Genomic DNA, 18,039 nt, shown 5'->3' on the forward strand with positions numbered 1-18,039 from the left:
ATGCGCGGCAATATCGCCCAACTGATGCAGCAGGCCCAGAAGATGCAGGAAAACCTGCAGAAGGCCCAGGAAGACCTCGCCAAGCTGGAAGTGACCGGCAGTGCCGGCGGCGGCATGGTCAGCGTGACCCTGACCGGCACCAAAGAATGCCGCAAGGTGCGGATCGATCCGTCGGTGCTGGCCGATGCGGAAATGACCGAAGACCTGGTGGCGGCGGCGTTCAACGATGCTTCCAACAAGATCGATGCCGAGTCGAAGAACCGCATGGGTTCGGCGACCGCCGGCATGCAGCTGCCCCCGGGCATGAAGCTGCCGTTCTGACCCACCGCCTGCGCCGGGTGCCCGCCTGGCGCGACCGTGGTGACCGCGCCGCGAAGCCTTCGGGCTTCGCGCGCTTGTTTCTGAGATGAGCGATCCGCCATGAGCCTGCCCCTGCTCGAACAATTGATCGAGGCCTTCCGCGTGTTGCCGGGCGTGGGCCAGAAGACCGCCCAGCGCATGGCGTACCACGTGCTCGAACGCGAGCGCGAGGGCGGCCAGAAGCTGGCCGAGGTGTTGGCCAAGGCGATCGAACGGATCGGGCATTGCGAACAGTGCCGGGATTTCAGCGAGACCGACATCTGTGCGGTCTGCGCCAACGGCAGCCGCGAGCGCCAGCAGCTGTGTGCGGTGGAATCGCCAGCCGATCGCCTGGCTATCGAAACGGCCACCGGCTATCGCGGGGTGTACTTCGTGCTGCAGGGGCGGCTGTCGCCGCTGGACGGCATCGGCCCGCGCGAACTGGGCCTGGATCAGCTGGAGGCGCGCCTGAAGCAGGGCGAGGTCAACGAGTTGATCATCGCCACGAGCGCCACCGTGGAAGGCGAAGCCACCGCGCATTACCTCGCGCAGATGGCGCGCGGCTACAAGGTGCGGCCGAGCCGCCTGGCGCAGGGCCTGCCGCTGGGCGGCGAGCTGGAATACGTGGATCGCGGCACGCTGTCGCACGCGTTCGGCACGCGGACCGAAGTCCAGGAGTGACGCCGCGCAGCGCGCGGCAATGATCGAAACCGGACGCGCATCCGCGCTACTCTCCAAGGCCCTGTTCCACGAGGTGCCCTCATGAGCCACGACACCCTGTTCGGCAAGATCATCCGCCGCGAAATTCCGGCCACCATCGTCTACGAAGACGAGGAGGTGCTCGGCTTCAAGGACATCGCGCCGCAGGCGCCGGTGCACGTGTTGTTCATTCCGAAGCACGAGGCGATCCCGACCCTGGATGATGTGCGGCCGGACCAGGCGCACCTGATCGGCAAGCTGGCCATGGCCGCCGCCGAGTACGCGCGCCGCGAAGGTTTCGCACAGGACGGCTACCGCATCGTCATGAACTGCCGCGAGCATGCCGGGCAGACCGTGTTCCATATCCACCTGCACCTGCTGGCCGGCGCGCAGTTGGGTCACTTCGGTACGCCGAACGGCTGAGCCGGCCAGGCGCAAACAAAAACGCCGCCCGAGGGCGGCGTTTCTGCGTCAGCGTGTTACCACCAGCCCCAGCCGCGGTAGCCCCAGCCCGGACCCCAGCCCGGGCCCCACGGGCCGTACGGGTAGGCGGGCACCACATCGACCTGGCGCTGTTCCGGCCACAGATAGATCACGTCGGCGTCCAGCTTCGGCAGGCGGTAGTCGTACTCGCCGATACGGGTGTTCTCGTAGCCGCCGATCTTGCCGATGAAGGTCACGTCGCGGCCCGGCTCGAACACCGCCGGATCGTAGAAGCCGGCGCGGCAGGCGATGAAGCGGCCGTCACTGGCGTCGGCCGAGGTGGTGCTCGGGCGGCCGCTGCCGTTGAGCGGGCGCGAGATCATCTGGAAGCAGGTCTGGCCCTGGCCCGGATTGGTTTCGATGATGCGACCACCCCACCGTACCGGAGTGCCCACCTGCTGGGTGGGAACCGCGTCGCGCGGGCTGACCATACTGAACTGCCCCTGCAACGGCTTCGGCGCGGTGGCGCAGGCAGCCAGTGCCAGAGAGGCAGCAAGGGGAAGCAGGATTTGAATCTTCATGGGGATGCTCCGGAGGTCGGGCGATGCCTGCGCAGGTCGCGCAATAATGAAGTGAGGTCGACGTCAGCGCCAGCGTAGCGCGCCTGGACGAAACGCGCGCTGAGCGACAACAGCGCAGGATCGGGTCGCTGCCGGTCCACCCGGCGCGCCCACTCGCCAGCGGGTTCGGCGCTGGCGCGGGACAGCCCATAGCGTGCGTAACGGCGTCCCAGCCGATGCCAGGCCCGCAACAGCGGGTCGCGCTCGCGTTCGCCGCGGGCCAGCAGCCATGCCATCCAGCCTAGCGCGGCCAGCGCGAAGACGATGAAAATTCCGACCAGTTGGCCCGGATCCAGCCGTTTGAAACCAAACGGTTCAAGAAGCTGCTGCTGGCGGTTGGCATCGAAGGACAGGACCAGGTCGTTCCAGCCCCGGCGCAGCCAATCGCCCATCTGTCCGATCTGCAGCCAGCGGCTGTCGAACACGGCGCCGGCCGCGCCGGCGGCCAGCCGGTCTTCGAGCGTGTCGTAGACGCGCTCGGGCGCCACGGCGGCGGTCGGGTCGACTCGCACCCAGCCACGGCCGGGCAGCCACACTTCGGCCCAGGCGTGCGCGTCCATCCGGCGCAGCACCCAGTAGTTGCCGTAGGGATTGCGCATGCCGCCAGCGAAGCCGGTCACCACCCGCGCGGGGATGCCGGCATTGCGCATCAACACGACGAAGGAAGAGCTGAAGTGCTGGCAGAAACCGGCCTGCTGGTCGAACAGGAATTCGTCCACGCCATCGCGGCCCGGCTCGGCCGTATCCAGGGTGTAGACGAAGCTCGCCCGGACCCAGTCGAGCGCGCGCTGCACGATCACCGCATCGTTGCTGCCGGCCTCCTGTCGCCATTGGCGGGCCAGCACGGCCGTGCGCGGGTTCACGCCGGCGGGCAGCTGCAGCGCCAGCCGGCGCTCGTACGGCGTCAACGCTTCGGTATAGGCCACGGCCGGCGCGGAGGTCAGCCGCCAGCGGGTCAATGCGTTCAGCGGCGCGCGACTGCGCAGGCTGTGGTTGGCATCCAGTTCGCTGCCGGGCGGCGCCTGCAGCGGCAGGTCCAGCGCGACCAGCTGGCGGCGGTCGGTCGGCTCGTAATCGATCTGGTACTCCCACTGCGTGGCGGCATGGGTTACTGCGGCGGGGGCGCGTTCGCTCTGTCGCGTGTCCTGTTCCCAGCGCTGGCCATCGAAACGGGTCAGTACCGGGCCGCGCCAGTACCGCTGCTGCGGCACCGGGATCGCACCGAAGAACTGCACGCGCAGCGCCGGGGTGTCGTCGGCCATCAGGTCCAGCCACTGTCCGGGCTCCATCGTGTCCGACAGCCCGGGCTTGCCGACCGCGCGGTCCGGGATGCCCCACAGCGGTTCACTCAACCGCGGGAACAGCCAGAAGCCGGCCAGCGCCAGCGGCAGGCCGAGCAGGACCAGCCGGCCGATGCCGCGCAGTTGGCGCTTGAGCGGCGCCGGCGGTGCCTGGCCCTCCACATGGGCCAGCCGCTGCAGCGCGAGCAGGGCGACCAGGCCAGCCAGTACCGCCAGCGCCATGGTCAGCGGCCCTTGGTCGAGCAGGAACGCGGCGAACGGGCCGAACAGGCCGAAGCCGACAAGGCTGCGGGCATCGCGCAGGCTGCGCAGCTCGCTGGATTTCAGCGCGAGCATGGCGGCCAGCAGCGCGCAGCCGGTGTCGCGGCCGGGGCGCGGGCCCATCTGCCAGTAGATGGCCGCGAGCATGCCCAGCACCAGCAGCAGGCGCAGCGCGCCCGGCAGCAGGCGCTGGCGTGAGGCGGCGGCGGTGAGCAGGGCGACGCCGGCGATGACGGCGGCCAGCACGGTGGGCAGCTGCAGCAGCAGCGGCAGCAGGCCCAGCGCCGCGCTGGCCAGCGTCCAGGCGCGCGCCCCGGGGCTCAGCAGGGCGGCCGGCGTGTCAGTCATGGGGCAACAGCGCCAACGCGCGCTGGCACAGATGGTGATGGGCGCTGCCGTTGCCGGGGCCGAGCACCGGTTGGCCAGGCAGCTTGAGCGTGTAGCGGCGGCCTTCGCGTTCGGCCAGGTCGACCCAGCGCGCCATCCGCGCGATCCGTGCTTCGGTGCCCAGCGGCGCCAGGCGCCACCAGTCCAGCACGATCTCCACCCCGACCGGTTTTTCGTACTCGCGCACCAGCAGGGTGTCGCGCCGCGCCGAGTGCTTCCACGCGATGCTGCGGGTGGGGTCGCCGGCGCGATAGGGGCGCAGCTGATGCAGCTCGTCGCCGCTGGCGTGCACGCGGGTATGCAGCGGATCGCCGCCGCTTTCCGGCAGTGCGGGGGCGTGCGATTCCGGTGCGGCATAGACCAGCAGCGGCGTCTCCGGCCACACCCACGACCACGCCCGCACCAGGCCGAGCGGTTGGGTGGTGGCGAGGCGGATCCGCGCCAGGTCGAACCAGCCGCGCTGGTGGGTGGGCAGGTCGAGATCGACTTCGATCTGATCGCTGTCGACCAGATGCCCGAACGCGCTGACGCCGGCGTGCTCCACCTGCAGTCCGCGACGGGCGCGGGTATCGGCGCGGGACAGGCTGATGCGCAGCCGCAACGGCGCGCCCGCCGTCACCGGTTCGGCCGAGACCGCATCCACCTGCAGGCCGGACAGCTGCAGGTGCGCGCTGATCGCACTGGCGATGCTGACGGTGGCCAGCAGCAGCGCCAGCAGCAGGGCCGGGTTGTTGTTGTAGTTCAGTGCGCCGATCAGCATCGCCGACAGCAGCGCGGCGACGAACAGGCCGAAGCGCGTCGGCAGCACGTAGATGCGGCGCCGGTCGAACCGGCACGGCAGGTGCTCCGGTCGGCGCGGCCGCGCCAGGTGTTGCAGTTGCTGCCAGCGGGCTCCCCAGCCGCGGCGCATCTCAGTCGACCTGCACGGTCTGGAGGATGGCGCGGGCCAGTGCGGGCCCGTTGCCGGCTTCGGCCTCCGGCACCAGGCGATGCCCGGCCACCGCGACGAACAGTGTCTGCACGTCTTCGGGCACCGCGTGCGCGCGGCCCAGCAGCAGCGCATGTGCCTTCGCCGCGCGCAGCAACGCCAGGCCGGCGCGTGGCGACAGGCCGACGCGCACCCCGGCGTGCTGGCGGCTGCGCGCGAGCAGGGCCTGCACGTAGGTGATCAGGGCTTCGCTGGCATGGACCTGGCCGACCGCCTCGCGCAGCGTGCGCACCTCGATCTCGCTCAGGCGCGCGGTGGCCTGCGCGATCAGATGGCGGCGATCGGTGCCGCGCAGCAGCTCGCGCTCGGATTCCGGATTGGGGTAGCCCAGCGCCAGCCGCAGCAGGAAGCGGTCCAGCTGGGAGTCCGGCAGCGGGAAGGTGCCGGACAGGTCGACCGGGTTCTGGGTGGCGATGACGAAGAACGGATCCGGCAGCGGATGGGTGACGCCATCCAGGGTCACCTGCTGCTCGGCCATCGCTTCCAGCAGCGCGCTCTGGGTGCGCGGTGGCGCGCGGTTGATCTCGTCGGCCAGCAGCACATGGGTGAAGACCGGGCCGGGGTGGAACTGGAACTGGCGGCTGCCGGCGTCGTACACCGAGACGCCGAGCACATCGGCAGGCAGCAGGTCGGAGGTGAACTGCACCCGCTGGAAGCCCAGCCCGAGGCTGGAGGCCATGGCATGGGCGAGGGTGGTCTTGCCCAGCCCGGGCAGGTCCTCGATCAGCAGATGGCCGCCGGAGAGCAGCGCCACGAAGGCCAGCCGCACCTCCTGCGCCTTTCCCAGCACCAGCCCGTTGACCTGATCCTGGGCGGCGCGAAGGGACTGTCGCAGTACATCGGTTAGCATGGCTGGCACGGGGGGCGAATGATCCATGTCCGTCTCGATTCGATGATTCCACTGATTCTATAGAGCAATGCAGGGCGAACAACGCGCACGCACCATATTCCTGTTGTTGTGGACGCTGGTCACCGCCGTCAAATTGGTGGTGGCCGCACGTCTGCCCTTGTTCGTGGACGAAGCCTTCTACTGGCAGGAAGGCCAGCACCTGGCCGCGGCCTATTCGGACCTGCCCGGGCTGACCGCATGGCTGGCGCGCCTGGGCGTGGAAGTGGGCGGCAACCATGTGCTCGCGCTGCGCCTGCCGTTCCTGGCGATCGGTGCGTGGCTGCCATGGCTGGTCTCGCGCATCGCCACGCGCTGGTTTGGTGCGGTGGCCGGCTGGCAGGCCGGCAGCCTGACGCTGTTGATGCCGCTGTCGGCGACGCTGGGCATGCTGGCCGTGCCGGATGTGCCGATGGCGCTGGCCGCGGTGCTGTGCCTGGATGCCGGCGCGCGCCTGCTGCGCAGTGTCGACGCGGCGGCGGCAGTGAAGCTGGCCGCCGGCCTGGCGATCGGCGCGCTCAGCCATTACCGCTTCATCGGTGTGATCGTGGTCGGCTTCATCGCGCTGCTGGTGCTGCCGCAGGGCCGGCGCATACTGCGCGATCCGCGCGTCTGGGTCGCACTGGCGGTGGGCGTGCTGGCGTGGTTGCCGCTGTTGTCGTGGAATGCCGACAACCATGATGCGGGCCTGAAATTCCAGGTGGTCGAGCGCCACCCGTGGGCGTTCGAATGGAGCGGGCTGTGGTTTCTGGTGATCCAGCCGATGCTGGTCACCCCGATCCTGTGCATCGCGATGTGGAAGGTGGCCCTGGCCGGTACCCGCTCGGGCGGTGGCGCGCGTGCGCAGTGGCGGTACTTCGGCCTGATCGGCGCGGTATCGACACTGTCCATCTTCGCCCTGGGCTTCTTCACCGATGTGGAGCGCATCAGTTTCCACTGGCCGCTGCCGGGTTACCTCGCGCTGCTGATCGCGGTGCCGGTGGTGCTCAACGGCTGGCCGCGCTGGCTGCGCCGCACCGGCTGGTGGTTGGCCGGTGCGGGGCTCGCCCTGGCCTTCGGCTACTACCTGATGGTCTCCATTCCGAGCGTGCGCGAGCAGCTGGCGGGCTACAAGTATTACCCGCGCAACTTCGCCGGCTGGGAACCGCTGGCCGGCGCGGTACGCGAAGAACTGAAACGCATGCCGCCCGGTACGCGCGTGCTGGCCGGCAACTTCAAGGTCGGCGCGGAACTTGGCTTCCAGCTGCGCGATCCCTCGATCGAGGTGCTGCGCCATCCGTTGAACGACAAGCATGGCCGCAGCGCACAGCTCGGCCTGTGGGGGTTGCTGCACGACGGCCAGCGCGATACGCCGATGCTGCTGGTGCTCTCGCCCAGCGATCAACGCTATCGCGATCTGCTGGAGCGTTACCACGCGGTCTGCGAGCAGGTGGGGCCGCTGCCGCCGCCGCGCGTGGTCAGCAACGATCACGGCTATCAGCGCTTCCTGCTTTTCAGGCTGCCGACCGAGCGCGCCGAAGGGCCGTGCGTGACCCCGGCGATGGCCTGGGTGGATGCGCCGCAGCCCGGCGCCGCGGTCGGCGATACGCTCGAGGTGCGGGGCTGGGCGTTCAAGGATGGCGTGGGCATCGAGCGGGTCGAGCTGCTGATCGATGGCACGCCGGTTGGCGATGCGGTCTATGGGCGCGCGTATGACATCACCGGCGCCTGGAAGATTTCCACGGATCCGCAGCACCCCAACGTGGCCTTCGATGCCACGCTGAAGACCGACCACCTCGCGCCCGGCCGCCATTGGCTGGGCATGACGCTGCACGGCAAGGACGGCAGCGTGGAGCAATGGCAGGAACAGGCCTTCACCGTCCCCGCGCGCTGAGCGCACGTGCTCTTCCATGGATGACACCCTCATGCGCACTGCGTCGCAGGAATCTGCCCCCTTGTCTGCTGTCCGCCCGCCTGCCGCGGAGGTGTCGCCCGTGCTGACGCGCCTGCTGTGGTGCGCGGTCGCGGCCGTCGTCGGGGTGGGCCTCGCGGCCACGGCCTGGCTCTCGCCGCGCGTGCTGTACGCCGATCCGTGGCGCTTCACCCAGAAGCTGCTGGAAATGCCATGGCCGTCCAACGTGCTGGTGTCGGACAACGGTCACCGCGAAATCCTGCCGAACCTGGTGCGCTACGCCGAGCTGTGCTGGCTGCACGGCAATCAATGGCTGCAGATCGGCACCGGCATGGCGTTGGCGCTGGTGACGGTGTGGCTGCTGGCCCGCATCCTCAAGGCCGATGCGCTGGCGCCGTCGGTGCGCGCGGCTGCCACCCTGGTCGGCGTGTTGTCAATCTTCTGGCTGGGCAGCCAGCGTGTGCTGACCCATGGCAACGAGTCCGTGCATGCCTACCTGATCACCGTCGCGCTGATGGCCGGTGTCGCCCTGCTGCTGCGTGGGGATCGCCGCGGTGCGGTGCTGGCCGCCGTGTGTGGCGTGGCGGCGACGTTCTCCTTCGGCAGTGGCGTGGCGGTGTTCGTCGGGCTGGCCGCGGTGCTGGCGGTGCGTCGTGCACCGGTGTCGCACTGGCTGCCCTTGATCGCCGGGCTGCTCGTGGCGGTCGGCCTGCACCTGGGCATGGGCCGCACGGGCATGCCCTCGCAGATGGGCCTGATGCCGTTGGCACAACTGGACGTGCTGCTGCGCTGGCTAGCCACGCCCTTCATCTATCTGGCGTGGCCGGCACTGGATCCGGCGGCCGCCCAGCAGCTGCCGTTCGCGCCGGTGCGCAGCGCGGTGCATGCCGTGGCCAGCGCATACCAGTCGCTGTTCGGACCGGTGATGACCTCGCGCTGGCCGCATCTGCTGATCGGCGCGGCCGGCGTGGTCGGCCTGCTCGGCATGACCTGGCGCAGCGGGCAGCGCGGGCGCAGCGCCGGGGCAGGGGAATCCGTCGCGCTGGCGATGGCCTGGTTCGGCCTCGCCGTGGGGGGCCTGGTCGCCCTCAGCCGCTGGTCCTATTTCGCCGACTTCCCCGCCCAGTTGGCCGCGCCGCGCTATGTGCCCTGGTCGTGGCTGTTCTGGTCCGGCCTGCTGTTGTGGACGCTCGTGCGCGTTGGCCCGCGCCGTCCCCGCGTGATGGCTTGGGCGGCGCTGCTGCTGGCCGTGGCGGCCCTGCCGAGTACGGCATGGATGGCCTACCTGGGCGCCAGCATGCAGCGCGTGGCCAACATGACCGCCACGGCCGCGGCGGCCGGCGTGGTCGATCCGGACCAGACCCATGGCGAGAGCGTGCCCGCCGAAGTGCAGGCCGCGCTGCCCAGCCTGCGTGCGCACGGCAGCGCGATGTTCGCCTGGCCGGAAACCCTCTATCTGCAGGGACAGCGAACGGCGTCAACGGCCGTCCCGATCCGCGATGTGTCCCTGGTGGCCGTGCGCAACACGCTCGGTGGCACGGCGTGGCGCATCGACTTCGCTGCGCAGAGCAGGGCGCCGCGGCTGGTCCTGCAGTGTGCGGGACGGCCGGTGGGCTTGGCGATGCCCTTGGCCGGGCGCTGGGTCGGCTGGGCGACCGGCGACCTCGATGCGGGCTGCCTGCAGGCGCTGCAGCTGCGCTGAGGCTCAGGGCAGGGTGTAGCCGGCTTGGCGCAGCAGCTGGCTCAGCGCGATCAACGGCAGCCCGATCAGGGCGGTCGGGTCGCGGTTCTCGATCGCCTCGAACAAGGTGATGCCCAGGCCCTCGCACTTGAAGCTGCCGGCGCAGTCCAGCGGCTGCTCGGCGGCCACGTAGCGGGCGATCTCGGCCGCGCCCAAGGCCCGGAAGTGGACCCGGGTCAGGTCACAGGTCTCCAGCGCCTCGCCATCGCGCACCAGGCTCACCGCGGTGTGGAACTCCACCACCTGCCCGGACATCGCGGCCAGCTGCGCGTGGGCAGCGTCGACCGTGCCCGGCTTGCCCAGCGGGGCGCCGTTCAGTTCCGCGACCTGGTCCGAGCCGATCACCCAGCGGCCGGGGTGGATCCGGGCCACCGCCTCGGCCTTGGCCCGCGCCAGGCGCACCGCCACGGCGCGTGGGGCCTCGCCGGCGGCGGGCGTCTCATCCACTTGGGGGCGGGCGGTCTCCAGGGGCAGGCCGAGCCGCTCCAGCAGGTCGCGGCGGTAGCGGGAAGTGGAGGCAAGCAGCAGTGGGGTCATGCGACAATACCGGGCACGGAAGGCCGGCAGTCTGGGCCCTTCGGGCCGGGATCGGCAACCTGACTGCGCAGGTATTTGACAGCAGCCCGGACGATCCTTAACATTCAGCGGCTTATGTCCGCAAACGTGCCCGAAATGCTGGATGCTTGGCGGATGGTCGCAGCACGCAGGTGCTTCGACGGCCAGGTGGATCTAGCGGAATTGACCCGCCTCCAGGGCCTTGTCGCCGATACCGAAGGAACGTGCACCTATGCACTGGAATTCGCGCACGACGACATCCTGCAGGTATCCTATGTTGAACTGTCCATCGACACCGCGCTGCCGCTGATCTGTCAGCGCAGCCTGCAGCGTTTCCTGTTGCCGGTTTCGATGGTGCAGCGGCTCGGCCTGATCCGCAGCGAAGAGGAAGAGTCCTCGCTGCCGGAAGGCTGGGAACCGTGGCTGGTGCCGGAAGACGGCATGCTGCGACCGCTGGAACTGGTCGAGGACGAACTCGTCCTGGCCGTGCCCGTCGTGCCGCTGTCTCCCGATGGTGAGGCCGTGGACAAGGACTGGGCACCGACCGAAGAAGAAATCAGCAAGGCCAATCCGTTCGCGGCATTGGCGGCACTGAAAAAACAATAGCAGCCGGATTGTCGTCGGCGGCTGCGGCGAAAGCGAAAACTGTGCTGGGCGCTGGCGTCCTGCGCGACGATACGACGAAGCAAAACGAACCGAGTTTGGAGCAATCCCATGGCTGTGCAGAAATCCCGTGTCACCCCGTCCCGCCGCGGTATGCGCCGTGCGCATGACGCCCTGAGCGCCAAGCAGCTGTCCACCGATCCGACCACCGGTGAAGTGCATCTGCGTCATCACATCACCGCTGACGGTTTCTACCGCGGCAAGAAGGTGATCACGACCAAGTCGAACTCGGCCGTCGAAGAAGATTGATTTGTGAAGGCCGCTGCCCGGTCGGGCGGCGGCCTTTACCCCATTCTTCCCGATCACCACGTTTGGTGATCGTGCTACAGGACATGTAATGAGCAAGCGGATCTACTCGAGGATCGCGGGCACTGGTAGTTATTTGCCCGAAAAAGTGTTGACCAACCAGGATCTGGAGAAAATGGTCGACACCAGCGATGAGTGGATTCAATCGCGCACTGGTATCCGCGAACGGCACATTGCGGCCGAAGGCGAGACGACCAGCGACCTCGGCTACCACGCCGCGGTACGTGCGCTTGAAGCGGCCGGTATCGACGCTTCGCAGCTCGACATGATCGTGGTGGGTACCACCACACCTGACCTGATTTTCCCGTCCACCGCGTGCCTGATCCAGGCCAAGCTCGGTGCGACCGGCTGCCCCGCCTTCGACGTCAACGCCGCCTGTTCGGGCTTCGTGTTCGCGTTGAGCGTGGCCGACAAATTCATCCGCTCCGGTGATGCACGCCACGTGCTGGTCATCGGTGCAGAAACCCTGACCCGTATCGTCGACTGGACCGAGCGCACCACCTGCGTGCTGTTCGGCGATGGCGCGGGCGCCGTCGTGCTCAAGGCCGACGAAGACACCGGCATCCTCAGCACCCACCTGCACTCGGATGGCAGCAAGAAAGAGCTGCTGTGGAACCCGGTCGGCGTCTCGGCTGGCTTCGGCGAGGGCGAGAATGCCCGCGGCGCGATCCTGATGAAGGGCAACGACGTGTTCAAGTACGCCGTCAAGGCGCTGGACTCGGTCGTCGACGAAACCCTGGAAGCCAACGCGCTGACCAAGGACGACCTGGACTGGCTGATCCCGCACCAGGCCAACCTGCGCATCATCGAAGCCACCGCCAAGCGCCTGGACATGTCCATGGACCAGGTCGTGGTGACGGTGGACAAGCACGGCAACACCTCCTCGGCCTCGGTGCCGATGGCGCTGGACCACGCGGTCCGCTCCGGCCGCGTCGAACGTGGCCAGCTGCTGCTGCTGGAAGCCTTCGGCGGCGGCTTCACGTGGGGTTCTGCTCTGCTGCGCTATTGATAGTGTCAGTTACGACAACGTGACGCTGTCGTTACGGCCCCATTACGGGGCCGTATGCATTTCAGGAGAACTGTCATGGTTGAGCCCATCGTCATTGAAGGGCAGCGCGCCTGGCTGAAGCAGTACGGCGAAGGAAGCCGCGTGGTCGCGCTGGGCCTGCTGAACTTCATCGCCCGCCGCTTCCAGCTCGATGCCCTGCGCCCGCCGCCGCACCGCGGTGGCGACGCCGCCCGCGAAACCGAAGCCCGCCGTCTGTCCGAACTGCAGGCCCAGGGCGTCAACGTCCCCAGCGTGATCGGCAGTGGCCACGCGGCCCTGGTGCTGGGCGACAACGGCTCCTCGTTCAACACCTGCCTGCGCGAAGCCGACGACGCTGGCCGCGACCGCCTCGTGTCCGCGGCCATGAATGCGATCGCCCAGGCGCACAGCAAGGGCGCCTATTTCGGCCAGCCCCTGCCGCGCAACCTCACCTGGGACGGCAGCGCCATCGGCTTCATCGATTTCGAGGAAGACCCCCTGGAAGTCATGGACCTCGCCCAGGCCCAGGCCCGCGACTGGCTGATGTTCGGCTACGGCGTCGCCAAGTACTACGAGGACCGCCCGCAGCAGCTCCAGACCCTCATGGCCCAGGCCATGGACGGCGCCGAAGCCCCGGTCCTCGCGCATGCCCACGACGTCACCGGCCGCCTGCAGGGCCTGGCCCGCGCCAGCCTGAAGATGGGCCGCTCCGCCCGCGCGCTGGCCCACTCCATCCTGATCGTCCACGGCGCCACCACGCTGGGCGTGCTGATGGTCGTGGCCCTCTGCTTCGATTTCTTCACCGACGGCGACCTGGACATCCTCCAGCTGTTCACCTGACGAACGGCCCGACATACGCGGCAGTACAGACGAAGGGCGACGTTCCCCTTTATCATTCGCCGTTCGATTTTTGCAGGCGGATGATCGCGTGACCGATACCAATCTCGCATTCGTGTTCCCGGGCCAGGGCTCGCAGTCGCTGGGCATGCTGGCCGAACTGGCCGAGCTGCACCCGCAGATCCGCGAGGCCTTCACCGAAGCCTCCGACGGCGCCGGTGTCGACCTGTGGGCGCTGTCGCAGGGCGGTCCAGAGGAAATGCTCAACCGCACCGAATACACCCAGCCGGCCCTGCTCGCGGCCAGCATCGGCGTGTGGCGCGCCTGGAACGCCGTGGGTGGCGTCCAGCCGGCCGTGCTGGCCGGCCACAGCCTCGGCGAATACACCGCCCTGGTGGCCGCCGGCGCGCTGACCCTGCGTGACGGCGCACACCTCGTGCGCCTGCGCGGGCAGCTGATGCAGGAAGCCGCCCCGACCGGCGTCGGCGCCATGGCCGCCGTACTTGGTGCCGAAGATGCCCTGGTCGTGGAGGTCTGCGAGCAGGCCGCCGGCAGCCAGGTCGTGGTGCCCGCCAATTACAACTCGCCCGGCCAGATCGTCATCGGCGGCGACGCTGCCGCCGTGGACCGCGCGCTGGCCCTGCTGGCCGAGAAGGGCGTCCGCAAGGCCGTCAAGCTCGCCGTCAGCGTGCCCTCGCACACCCCGCTGATGCGCGAAGCCGCCAACCGCCTGGCGGAAACCATGGCCGGCCTGGACTGGCGCGCTCCGGCCCTGCCGGTAGTGCAGAACGTCGATGCCCGCGTGCATGACGGCGTCGACGCCATCCGCCAGGCGCTGGTGCAGCAGCTCTACCTGCCCGTCCAGTGGACCGGCTGCGTGCAGGCCCTGGCCGGCCGTGGCGTCACCCGCGTGGCCGAATGCGGCCCGGGCAAGGTGCTGAGCGGATTGATCAAGCGCATCGACAAATCGCTGGACGCGCGCACACTGTCCACGCCCGCCGATTTCGAGACGGCCCGCGAGACCTGGGCCGCCTGATGTCTTCCGATCGCGTCCGTGCTGGAATGGCTTCGTGCCAGGCCGGCCGGACCGGTCCCGTTTGAGGAAAAGAGATGAGCAAGCCCCTTCAGGGTGAAATCGCACTGGTCACCGGCGCCAGCCGGGGTATCGGTGCCGCGATCGCCGACGCACTGGCCGCGCAGGGCGCGACCGTCATCGGTACCGCCACCACCGACGCCGGTGCCGCCGCCATCGGCGAACGCCTGGCCGCCGTGGGTGGCCACGGCCGCGCGCTGAACGTCACCGACGCCGCTGCGCTCGAGGCCGTCCTCGACGGTATCGCCAAGGAATTCGGCGCCATCAGCATCCTGGTCAACAACGCCGGCATCACCCGCGACAACCTGTTGCTGCGGATGAAGGAAGAAGACTGGCAGGCGATCCTGGACACCAACCTGACCAGCGTCTTCCGCACCTCCAAGGCCGTCATCCGCGGCATGATGAAGGCGCGCAAGGGCCGCATCATCAACATCGCCTCGGTGATCGGCGTGACCGGCAATGCCGGCCAGGCCAACTACGCCGCGGCCAAGGCCGGCATCATTGCCTTCTCCAAGTCGCTGGCCAAGGAAATCGGCTCGCGCGGGATCACCGTCAACGTGGTCGCGCCGGGCTTCATCGATACCGACATGACCAAGTCCCTGCCGGAAGAGCAGCGCACCGGCCTGGTCAAGTCGATCGCCCTGGAGCGGCTCGGCGAGCCGTCCGATATCGCCAACGCGGTGGCGTTCCTGGCCGGTCCTTCGGCCAGCTACATCACCGGCGAAACCCTCCATGTGAACGGCGGCATGTACATGCCGTAAGCATGTGGCGCATGGATTGCGCCGCAAGTGGTTGATCCGTTTGATGTTTTGCTGCAATGCAAGGTGTCGCTGGTTTCCACTACACTATCCCACGGTCATCCCTCACCGGATGGCGTCATTTTTGAACCACTACTCCATCTGGAGCGATATCCAATGAGCACCATCGAAGAACGCGTCAAGAAAATCGTCGTCGAACAGCTTGGCGTCAAGGAAGAGGAAGTCACCAACAGCGCATCGTTCGTCGATGACCTGGGCGCTGACTCGCTGGACACCGTTGAACTGGTGATGGCGCTGGAAGAAGAGTTCGAGTGCGAAATCCCGGACGAAGAAGCCGAAAAGATCAGCACCGTGCAGGCTGCGATCGACTACATCAACGCCCACGTCAAGGCTTGATGTCAGGCGGCTCGCGCGCGGCCGTGGCGATTGCCGCGACCGCGTGCGGCAAACCCATGGGGCCGCGCTTGCGGCCCTGTGCTTTTGAGCGTTATACCGCGTGATACCCGCAACATCCGGGTCAGGAGAATCTGCAATGAAGCGTCGCGTCGTCGTTACCGGCATGGGCATGGTCTCGCCATTGGGCAATGATATGGCCAGCAGTTGGAAGGGCATCACCGAAGGCCGTTCCGGCATCGGTCCGCTGACCAACGTTTCGCAGTCCTACCTGGACCGTTTCACCACCAAGATCGCAGGTGAGGTCAGGGACTTCGACATCACCGCCGACAACGAACAGTTCGGCAAATTCCGGGTCACTGGCAAGGATGCCAAGAAGATGGACCCGTTCATTCATTACGGCCTCGGTGCCGCCTTCATGGCCTTGAACGATTCGGGCCTGGAAATCACCGACGGCAACGCCGAGCGCATCGGCGCCATCGTGGGCGCGGGCATCGGCGGCCTGCTGGGCATCGAAGAGCAGACCATCGATTTCCACGAGGGCAAGAAGATTTCGCCCTTCTACGTGCCCAAGACCATCATCAACATGCTCCCGGGCCAGCTGAGCATCATCACCGGCCTGAAGGGTCCGTCGTTCTCGGCGGTCTCCGCCTGCGCGACCTCGAATCATTCGATCGGCACCGCGATGCGCATGATCCAGTACGGCGATGCGGACGTGATGGTGGTCGGCGGTGCAGAGCGCGGCTCCTCGCCGACTGCCCTGGGCGGCTTCTGCGCGATGAAGGCGATGAGCACCCGCAACGATGCGCCGGCGGAAGCCTCGCGCCCGTGGGACAAGGAACGCGACGGCTTCGTGCTCGGCGACGGTGCCGGCATCCTGATCCTCGAAGAGTACGAACACGCCAAGGCGCGTGGCGCGCGCATCTATGCGGAGCTCGCCGGTTTCGGCGCCAGCTCGGACGCGTACCACATGACCGCCCCGAGCGAGAACGGCGAAGGCGCGGCACGCTGCATGACCATGGCGTTGAAGGACGCCGGCGTGACCCCGGACCAGGTCGGTTACCTCAACGCGCACGGCACCTCCACGCCGCTGGGCGACCTGGGCGAAACGATGGCCATGAAGACCGCGTTCGGCGACCACGCGTACAAGATGATGGTCAGCTCCACCAAGTCGATGACCGGCCACCTGCTCGGCGCGGCCGGCGGCGTGGAAGCGATCTTCTCGGTGCTGGCGCTGCGCGACAACATCATTCCGCCGACCATCAACCTGCATGAAGCGGGCGAGGGCTGCGACCTGGATTACGTGCCGAACACCGCACGCGAGGCCAAGGTCGATGTGGTGATGTCCAACGGCTTCGGCTTCGGCGGCACCAACGGCACGCTGGTGTTCAAGCGCGTCTGACCGCCCGTTCCGTGTCCTCCCACCCGGGCCGCCATCATGGCGGCCTTGGTGTATCTGGCCCCCGCGCACGCTGCGCGCCCTTCCGGTGTCCTGCCATGTTCCAGACGCTTCCGCTGCCCGCCACCACCGACCTGCTGGCCCTGCAGCGCCTGGCCCCGCAGCGCTATCCGCTGCTGATGGAGTCCACCGCCTCGGGCACCGCCCAGGGCCGCTGGGACCTGCTGCTGATGGGCAACGGTGAAGCGCTCGCACTGCACGCCGACGGCGTGGTGCGCGATGCGGACGGCGTCGCCCATGACGGCCGCTTCCTCGACGTACTGGACGCGCACTGGGCCGCGCTGCGGCAGCCGCGCGAAGAAACCACGCTGCCGTTCCGTGGTGGCTGGGCACTGATGCTGGATTACGAACTGGCCGGCCAGATCGAGGACGTGCTGACCTTGCCGGCACGCGCCGATGGGCTGCCCGCCGCGCTGGCCCTGCGCTGCCCGGCAGCGGTGCTGCATGACCGCGTGCTCGGCCAGTTCCACGCCGTCTGCGAGACCGGGCAGGTGGCGCTGCTACAGACCCTGCAGGACGACCTCGCCGCGGCCGCCACGTTGGCCCCGCTGCCGACGTGGCAGCCACCGGTCGCGATCCGTGAGGACGCGCCACAGCGCTTCACCGATGGGGTCGGCAAGGTGATCGACTACCTGCGTGCGGGTGACGTGTTCCAGGTGAATCTCTCGCGGCGCTGGAATGCGCAGTTCGCCGGGACGCTCTCGCCGCAGGCGCTGTACGCGCAGCTGCGCGTGGCCAATCCCGCGCCGTTCGCCGGGCTGTTCATGGCGCAGGGCAGGGCGGTGGTCAGCTCCTCGCCCGAGCGGCTGGTCTCGGTGCACGGCGATGACGTGCAGACCCGCCCGATCGCCGGCACCCGCCCGCGCTTCGCCGGCGATGACGATGCCGCGCGCATCCAAGAGCTGGTCGGCCATCCCAAGGAGCGCGCCGAGCACGTGATGCTGATCGATCTCGAGCGCAACGACCTCGGCCGCATCTGCGCGCCGGGCAGCGTGGAGGTGGATGAGTTGATGACCGTGGAGAGCTACGCCCACGTCCACCACATCGTCAGCAACGTGCGTGGCCGCCTGCGCGAGGACGTGAGCCCCGGCCAGGTGATCGCCGCGACCTTCCCCGGCGGCACCATCACCGGCTGCCCCAAGGTGCGCTGCATGCAGATCATCGCCGAGTTGGAGCAGACCGCGCGCGGTGCCTACACCGGCGCGTTCGGCTGGCTGAACCGCGATGGCGATCTGGACCTGAACATCCTGATCCGCACCGCCGAAGTGGCCGCCGACACCGCCAGCTTCCGCACCGGGGCCGGGATCGTGGTCGATTCGGTCGCCGACAAGGAACTGGACGAAACCCGTGCCAAGGCCCGCGGCCTGCTGCGTGCGCTGGGCAGTGATGCCTGAGCCGTTTGGCGGTGTGCA

Annotated in this window: 19 protein-coding genes; 14 read left to right on the plus strand and 5 right to left on the minus strand. The window is 68.4% G+C overall.

The window, feature by feature from the left end; translation table 11 throughout:
- From ABE434_RS14305 to ABE434_RS14315, 3 genes are all read left to right on the plus strand, one after another.
- Positions 1 to 321: a YbaB/EbfC family nucleoid-associated protein gene (locus tag ABE434_RS14305; protein WP_179460902.1), complete on the plus strand. Its 321-nt coding sequence runs from the start codon at positions 1 to 3 to the stop codon at positions 319 to 321.
- A gap of 99 nt (positions 322 to 420) precedes the next feature.
- Entirely contained in the window at positions 421 to 1,020 is a 600-nt protein-coding gene (gene recR / locus ABE434_RS14310; protein WP_346479289.1) for a recombination mediator RecR, read from the plus strand.
- A gap of 81 nt (positions 1,021 to 1,101) precedes the next feature.
- Entirely contained in the window at positions 1,102 to 1,461 is a 360-nt protein-coding gene (locus tag ABE434_RS14315) for a histidine triad nucleotide-binding protein (RefSeq protein WP_019185337.1), read from the plus strand.
- Between the two features lie 56 nt (positions 1,462 to 1,517).
- On the opposite strand, the gene ABE434_RS14320 is transcribed toward ABE434_RS14315, so the two are convergent.
- From ABE434_RS14320 to ABE434_RS14335, 4 genes are read right to left on the minus strand one after another with little or no spacing between them, the layout of a single operon-like run.
- On the minus strand, positions 1,518 to 2,042 hold the full coding sequence (locus ABE434_RS14320) for a Slp family lipoprotein (protein WP_019185338.1): 525 nt from the start codon (positions 2,040 to 2,042) through the stop codon (positions 1,518 to 1,520).
- Complete coding sequence (locus tag ABE434_RS14325; RefSeq protein ID WP_346479290.1) at positions 2,039 to 3,991, minus strand: DUF3488 and transglutaminase-like domain-containing protein; 1,953 nt, start codon at positions 3,989 to 3,991, stop codon at positions 2,039 to 2,041. Before ABE434_RS14325 ends, ABE434_RS14320 begins: the two co-directional genes overlap by 4 nt.
- Positions 3,984 to 4,940: a DUF58 domain-containing protein gene (locus tag ABE434_RS14330; RefSeq protein ID WP_346479291.1), complete on the minus strand. Its 957-nt coding sequence runs from the start codon at positions 4,938 to 4,940 to the stop codon at positions 3,984 to 3,986. The genes ABE434_RS14325 and ABE434_RS14330 overlap by 8 nt, the downstream gene beginning before the upstream one ends.
- 1 nt (position 4,941) lies before the next feature.
- Positions 4,942 to 5,895 carry a MoxR family ATPase gene (locus tag ABE434_RS14335; RefSeq protein WP_346479292.1) on the minus strand — a complete coding sequence of 318 codons (954 nt, stop codon included), beginning with the start codon at positions 5,893 to 5,895 and terminating at the stop codon, positions 4,942 to 4,944.
- 40 nt (positions 5,896 to 5,935) lie between these two features.
- Between ABE434_RS14335 and ABE434_RS14340 the strand changes: the two genes are divergently transcribed.
- Positions 5,936 to 7,777, plus strand: a complete 1,842-nt coding sequence (locus tag ABE434_RS14340; protein ID WP_346479293.1) for a glycosyltransferase family 39 protein — start codon at positions 5,936 to 5,938, stop codon at positions 7,775 to 7,777.
- 61 nt (positions 7,778 to 7,838) lie between these two features.
- Positions 7,839 to 9,497: a hypothetical protein gene (locus tag ABE434_RS14345; RefSeq protein WP_346479294.1), complete on the plus strand. Its 1,659-nt coding sequence runs from the start codon at positions 7,839 to 7,841 to the stop codon at positions 9,495 to 9,497.
- Positions 9,498 to 9,500: 3 nt separating this feature from the next.
- Here the strand turns inward: ABE434_RS14345 and ABE434_RS14350 are convergent, their stop codons facing one another.
- Complete coding sequence (locus ABE434_RS14350; RefSeq protein WP_346479295.1) at positions 9,501 to 10,073, minus strand: Maf family nucleotide pyrophosphatase; 573 nt, start codon at positions 10,071 to 10,073, stop codon at positions 9,501 to 9,503.
- 114 nt (positions 10,074 to 10,187) lie between these two features.
- Between ABE434_RS14350 and ABE434_RS14355 the strand changes: the two genes are divergently transcribed.
- The 9 genes from ABE434_RS14355 (at position 10,188) to ABE434_RS14395 (ending at position 18,021) form a co-directional block, all read left to right on the plus strand.
- Positions 10,188 to 10,697, plus strand: a complete 510-nt coding sequence (locus ABE434_RS14355) for a YceD family protein (protein ID WP_121043054.1) — start codon at positions 10,188 to 10,190, stop codon at positions 10,695 to 10,697.
- A 108-nt stretch (positions 10,698 to 10,805) separates the two neighbouring features.
- Entirely contained in the window at positions 10,806 to 11,003 is a 198-nt protein-coding gene (gene rpmF, locus ABE434_RS14360; RefSeq protein WP_017357626.1) for a 50S ribosomal protein L32, read from the plus strand.
- Positions 11,004 to 11,091: 88 nt separating this feature from the next.
- Positions 11,092 to 12,069 carry a beta-ketoacyl-ACP synthase III gene (locus ABE434_RS14365; RefSeq protein WP_176990974.1) on the plus strand — a complete coding sequence of 326 codons (978 nt, stop codon included), beginning with the start codon at positions 11,092 to 11,094 and terminating at the stop codon, positions 12,067 to 12,069.
- A gap of 75 nt (positions 12,070 to 12,144) precedes the next feature.
- Positions 12,145 to 12,927, plus strand: a complete 783-nt coding sequence (locus ABE434_RS14370) for a serine/threonine protein phosphatase (RefSeq protein WP_346479296.1) — start codon at positions 12,145 to 12,147, stop codon at positions 12,925 to 12,927.
- An 88-nt stretch (positions 12,928 to 13,015) separates the two neighbouring features.
- A complete protein-coding gene (gene fabD / locus ABE434_RS14375; protein ID WP_176990976.1) occupies positions 13,016 to 13,960 on the plus strand; it encodes an ACP S-malonyltransferase in 945 nt (314 codons plus the stop codon).
- Positions 13,961 to 14,034: 74 nt separating this feature from the next.
- Positions 14,035 to 14,778 carry a 3-oxoacyl-ACP reductase FabG gene (gene fabG / locus ABE434_RS14380; protein WP_346479297.1) on the plus strand — a complete coding sequence of 248 codons (744 nt, stop codon included), beginning with the start codon at positions 14,035 to 14,037 and terminating at the stop codon, positions 14,776 to 14,778.
- Positions 14,779 to 14,931: 153 nt separating this feature from the next.
- Positions 14,932 to 15,171 (plus strand): acyl carrier protein, encoded by a 240-nt coding sequence (gene acpP, locus ABE434_RS14385; RefSeq protein WP_017357544.1) that lies wholly within the window; start codon positions 14,932 to 14,934, stop codon positions 15,169 to 15,171.
- Between the two features lie 136 nt (positions 15,172 to 15,307).
- On the plus strand, positions 15,308 to 16,570 hold the full coding sequence (gene fabF / locus ABE434_RS14390) for a beta-ketoacyl-ACP synthase II (protein ID WP_176990978.1): 1,263 nt from the start codon (positions 15,308 to 15,310) through the stop codon (positions 16,568 to 16,570).
- A gap of 95 nt (positions 16,571 to 16,665) precedes the next feature.
- Entirely contained in the window at positions 16,666 to 18,021 is a 1,356-nt protein-coding gene (locus ABE434_RS14395) for an aminodeoxychorismate synthase component I (RefSeq protein ID WP_346479298.1), read from the plus strand.
- The last annotated feature ends 18 nt before the right edge of the window (positions 18,022 to 18,039 follow it).

It is taken from the genome of Stenotrophomonas sp. TWI1183 (assembly GCF_039673115.1).
In the GTDB taxonomy this organism is placed as follows: Bacteria; Pseudomonadota; Gammaproteobacteria; order Xanthomonadales; family Xanthomonadaceae; genus Stenotrophomonas; species Stenotrophomonas maltophilia_AA.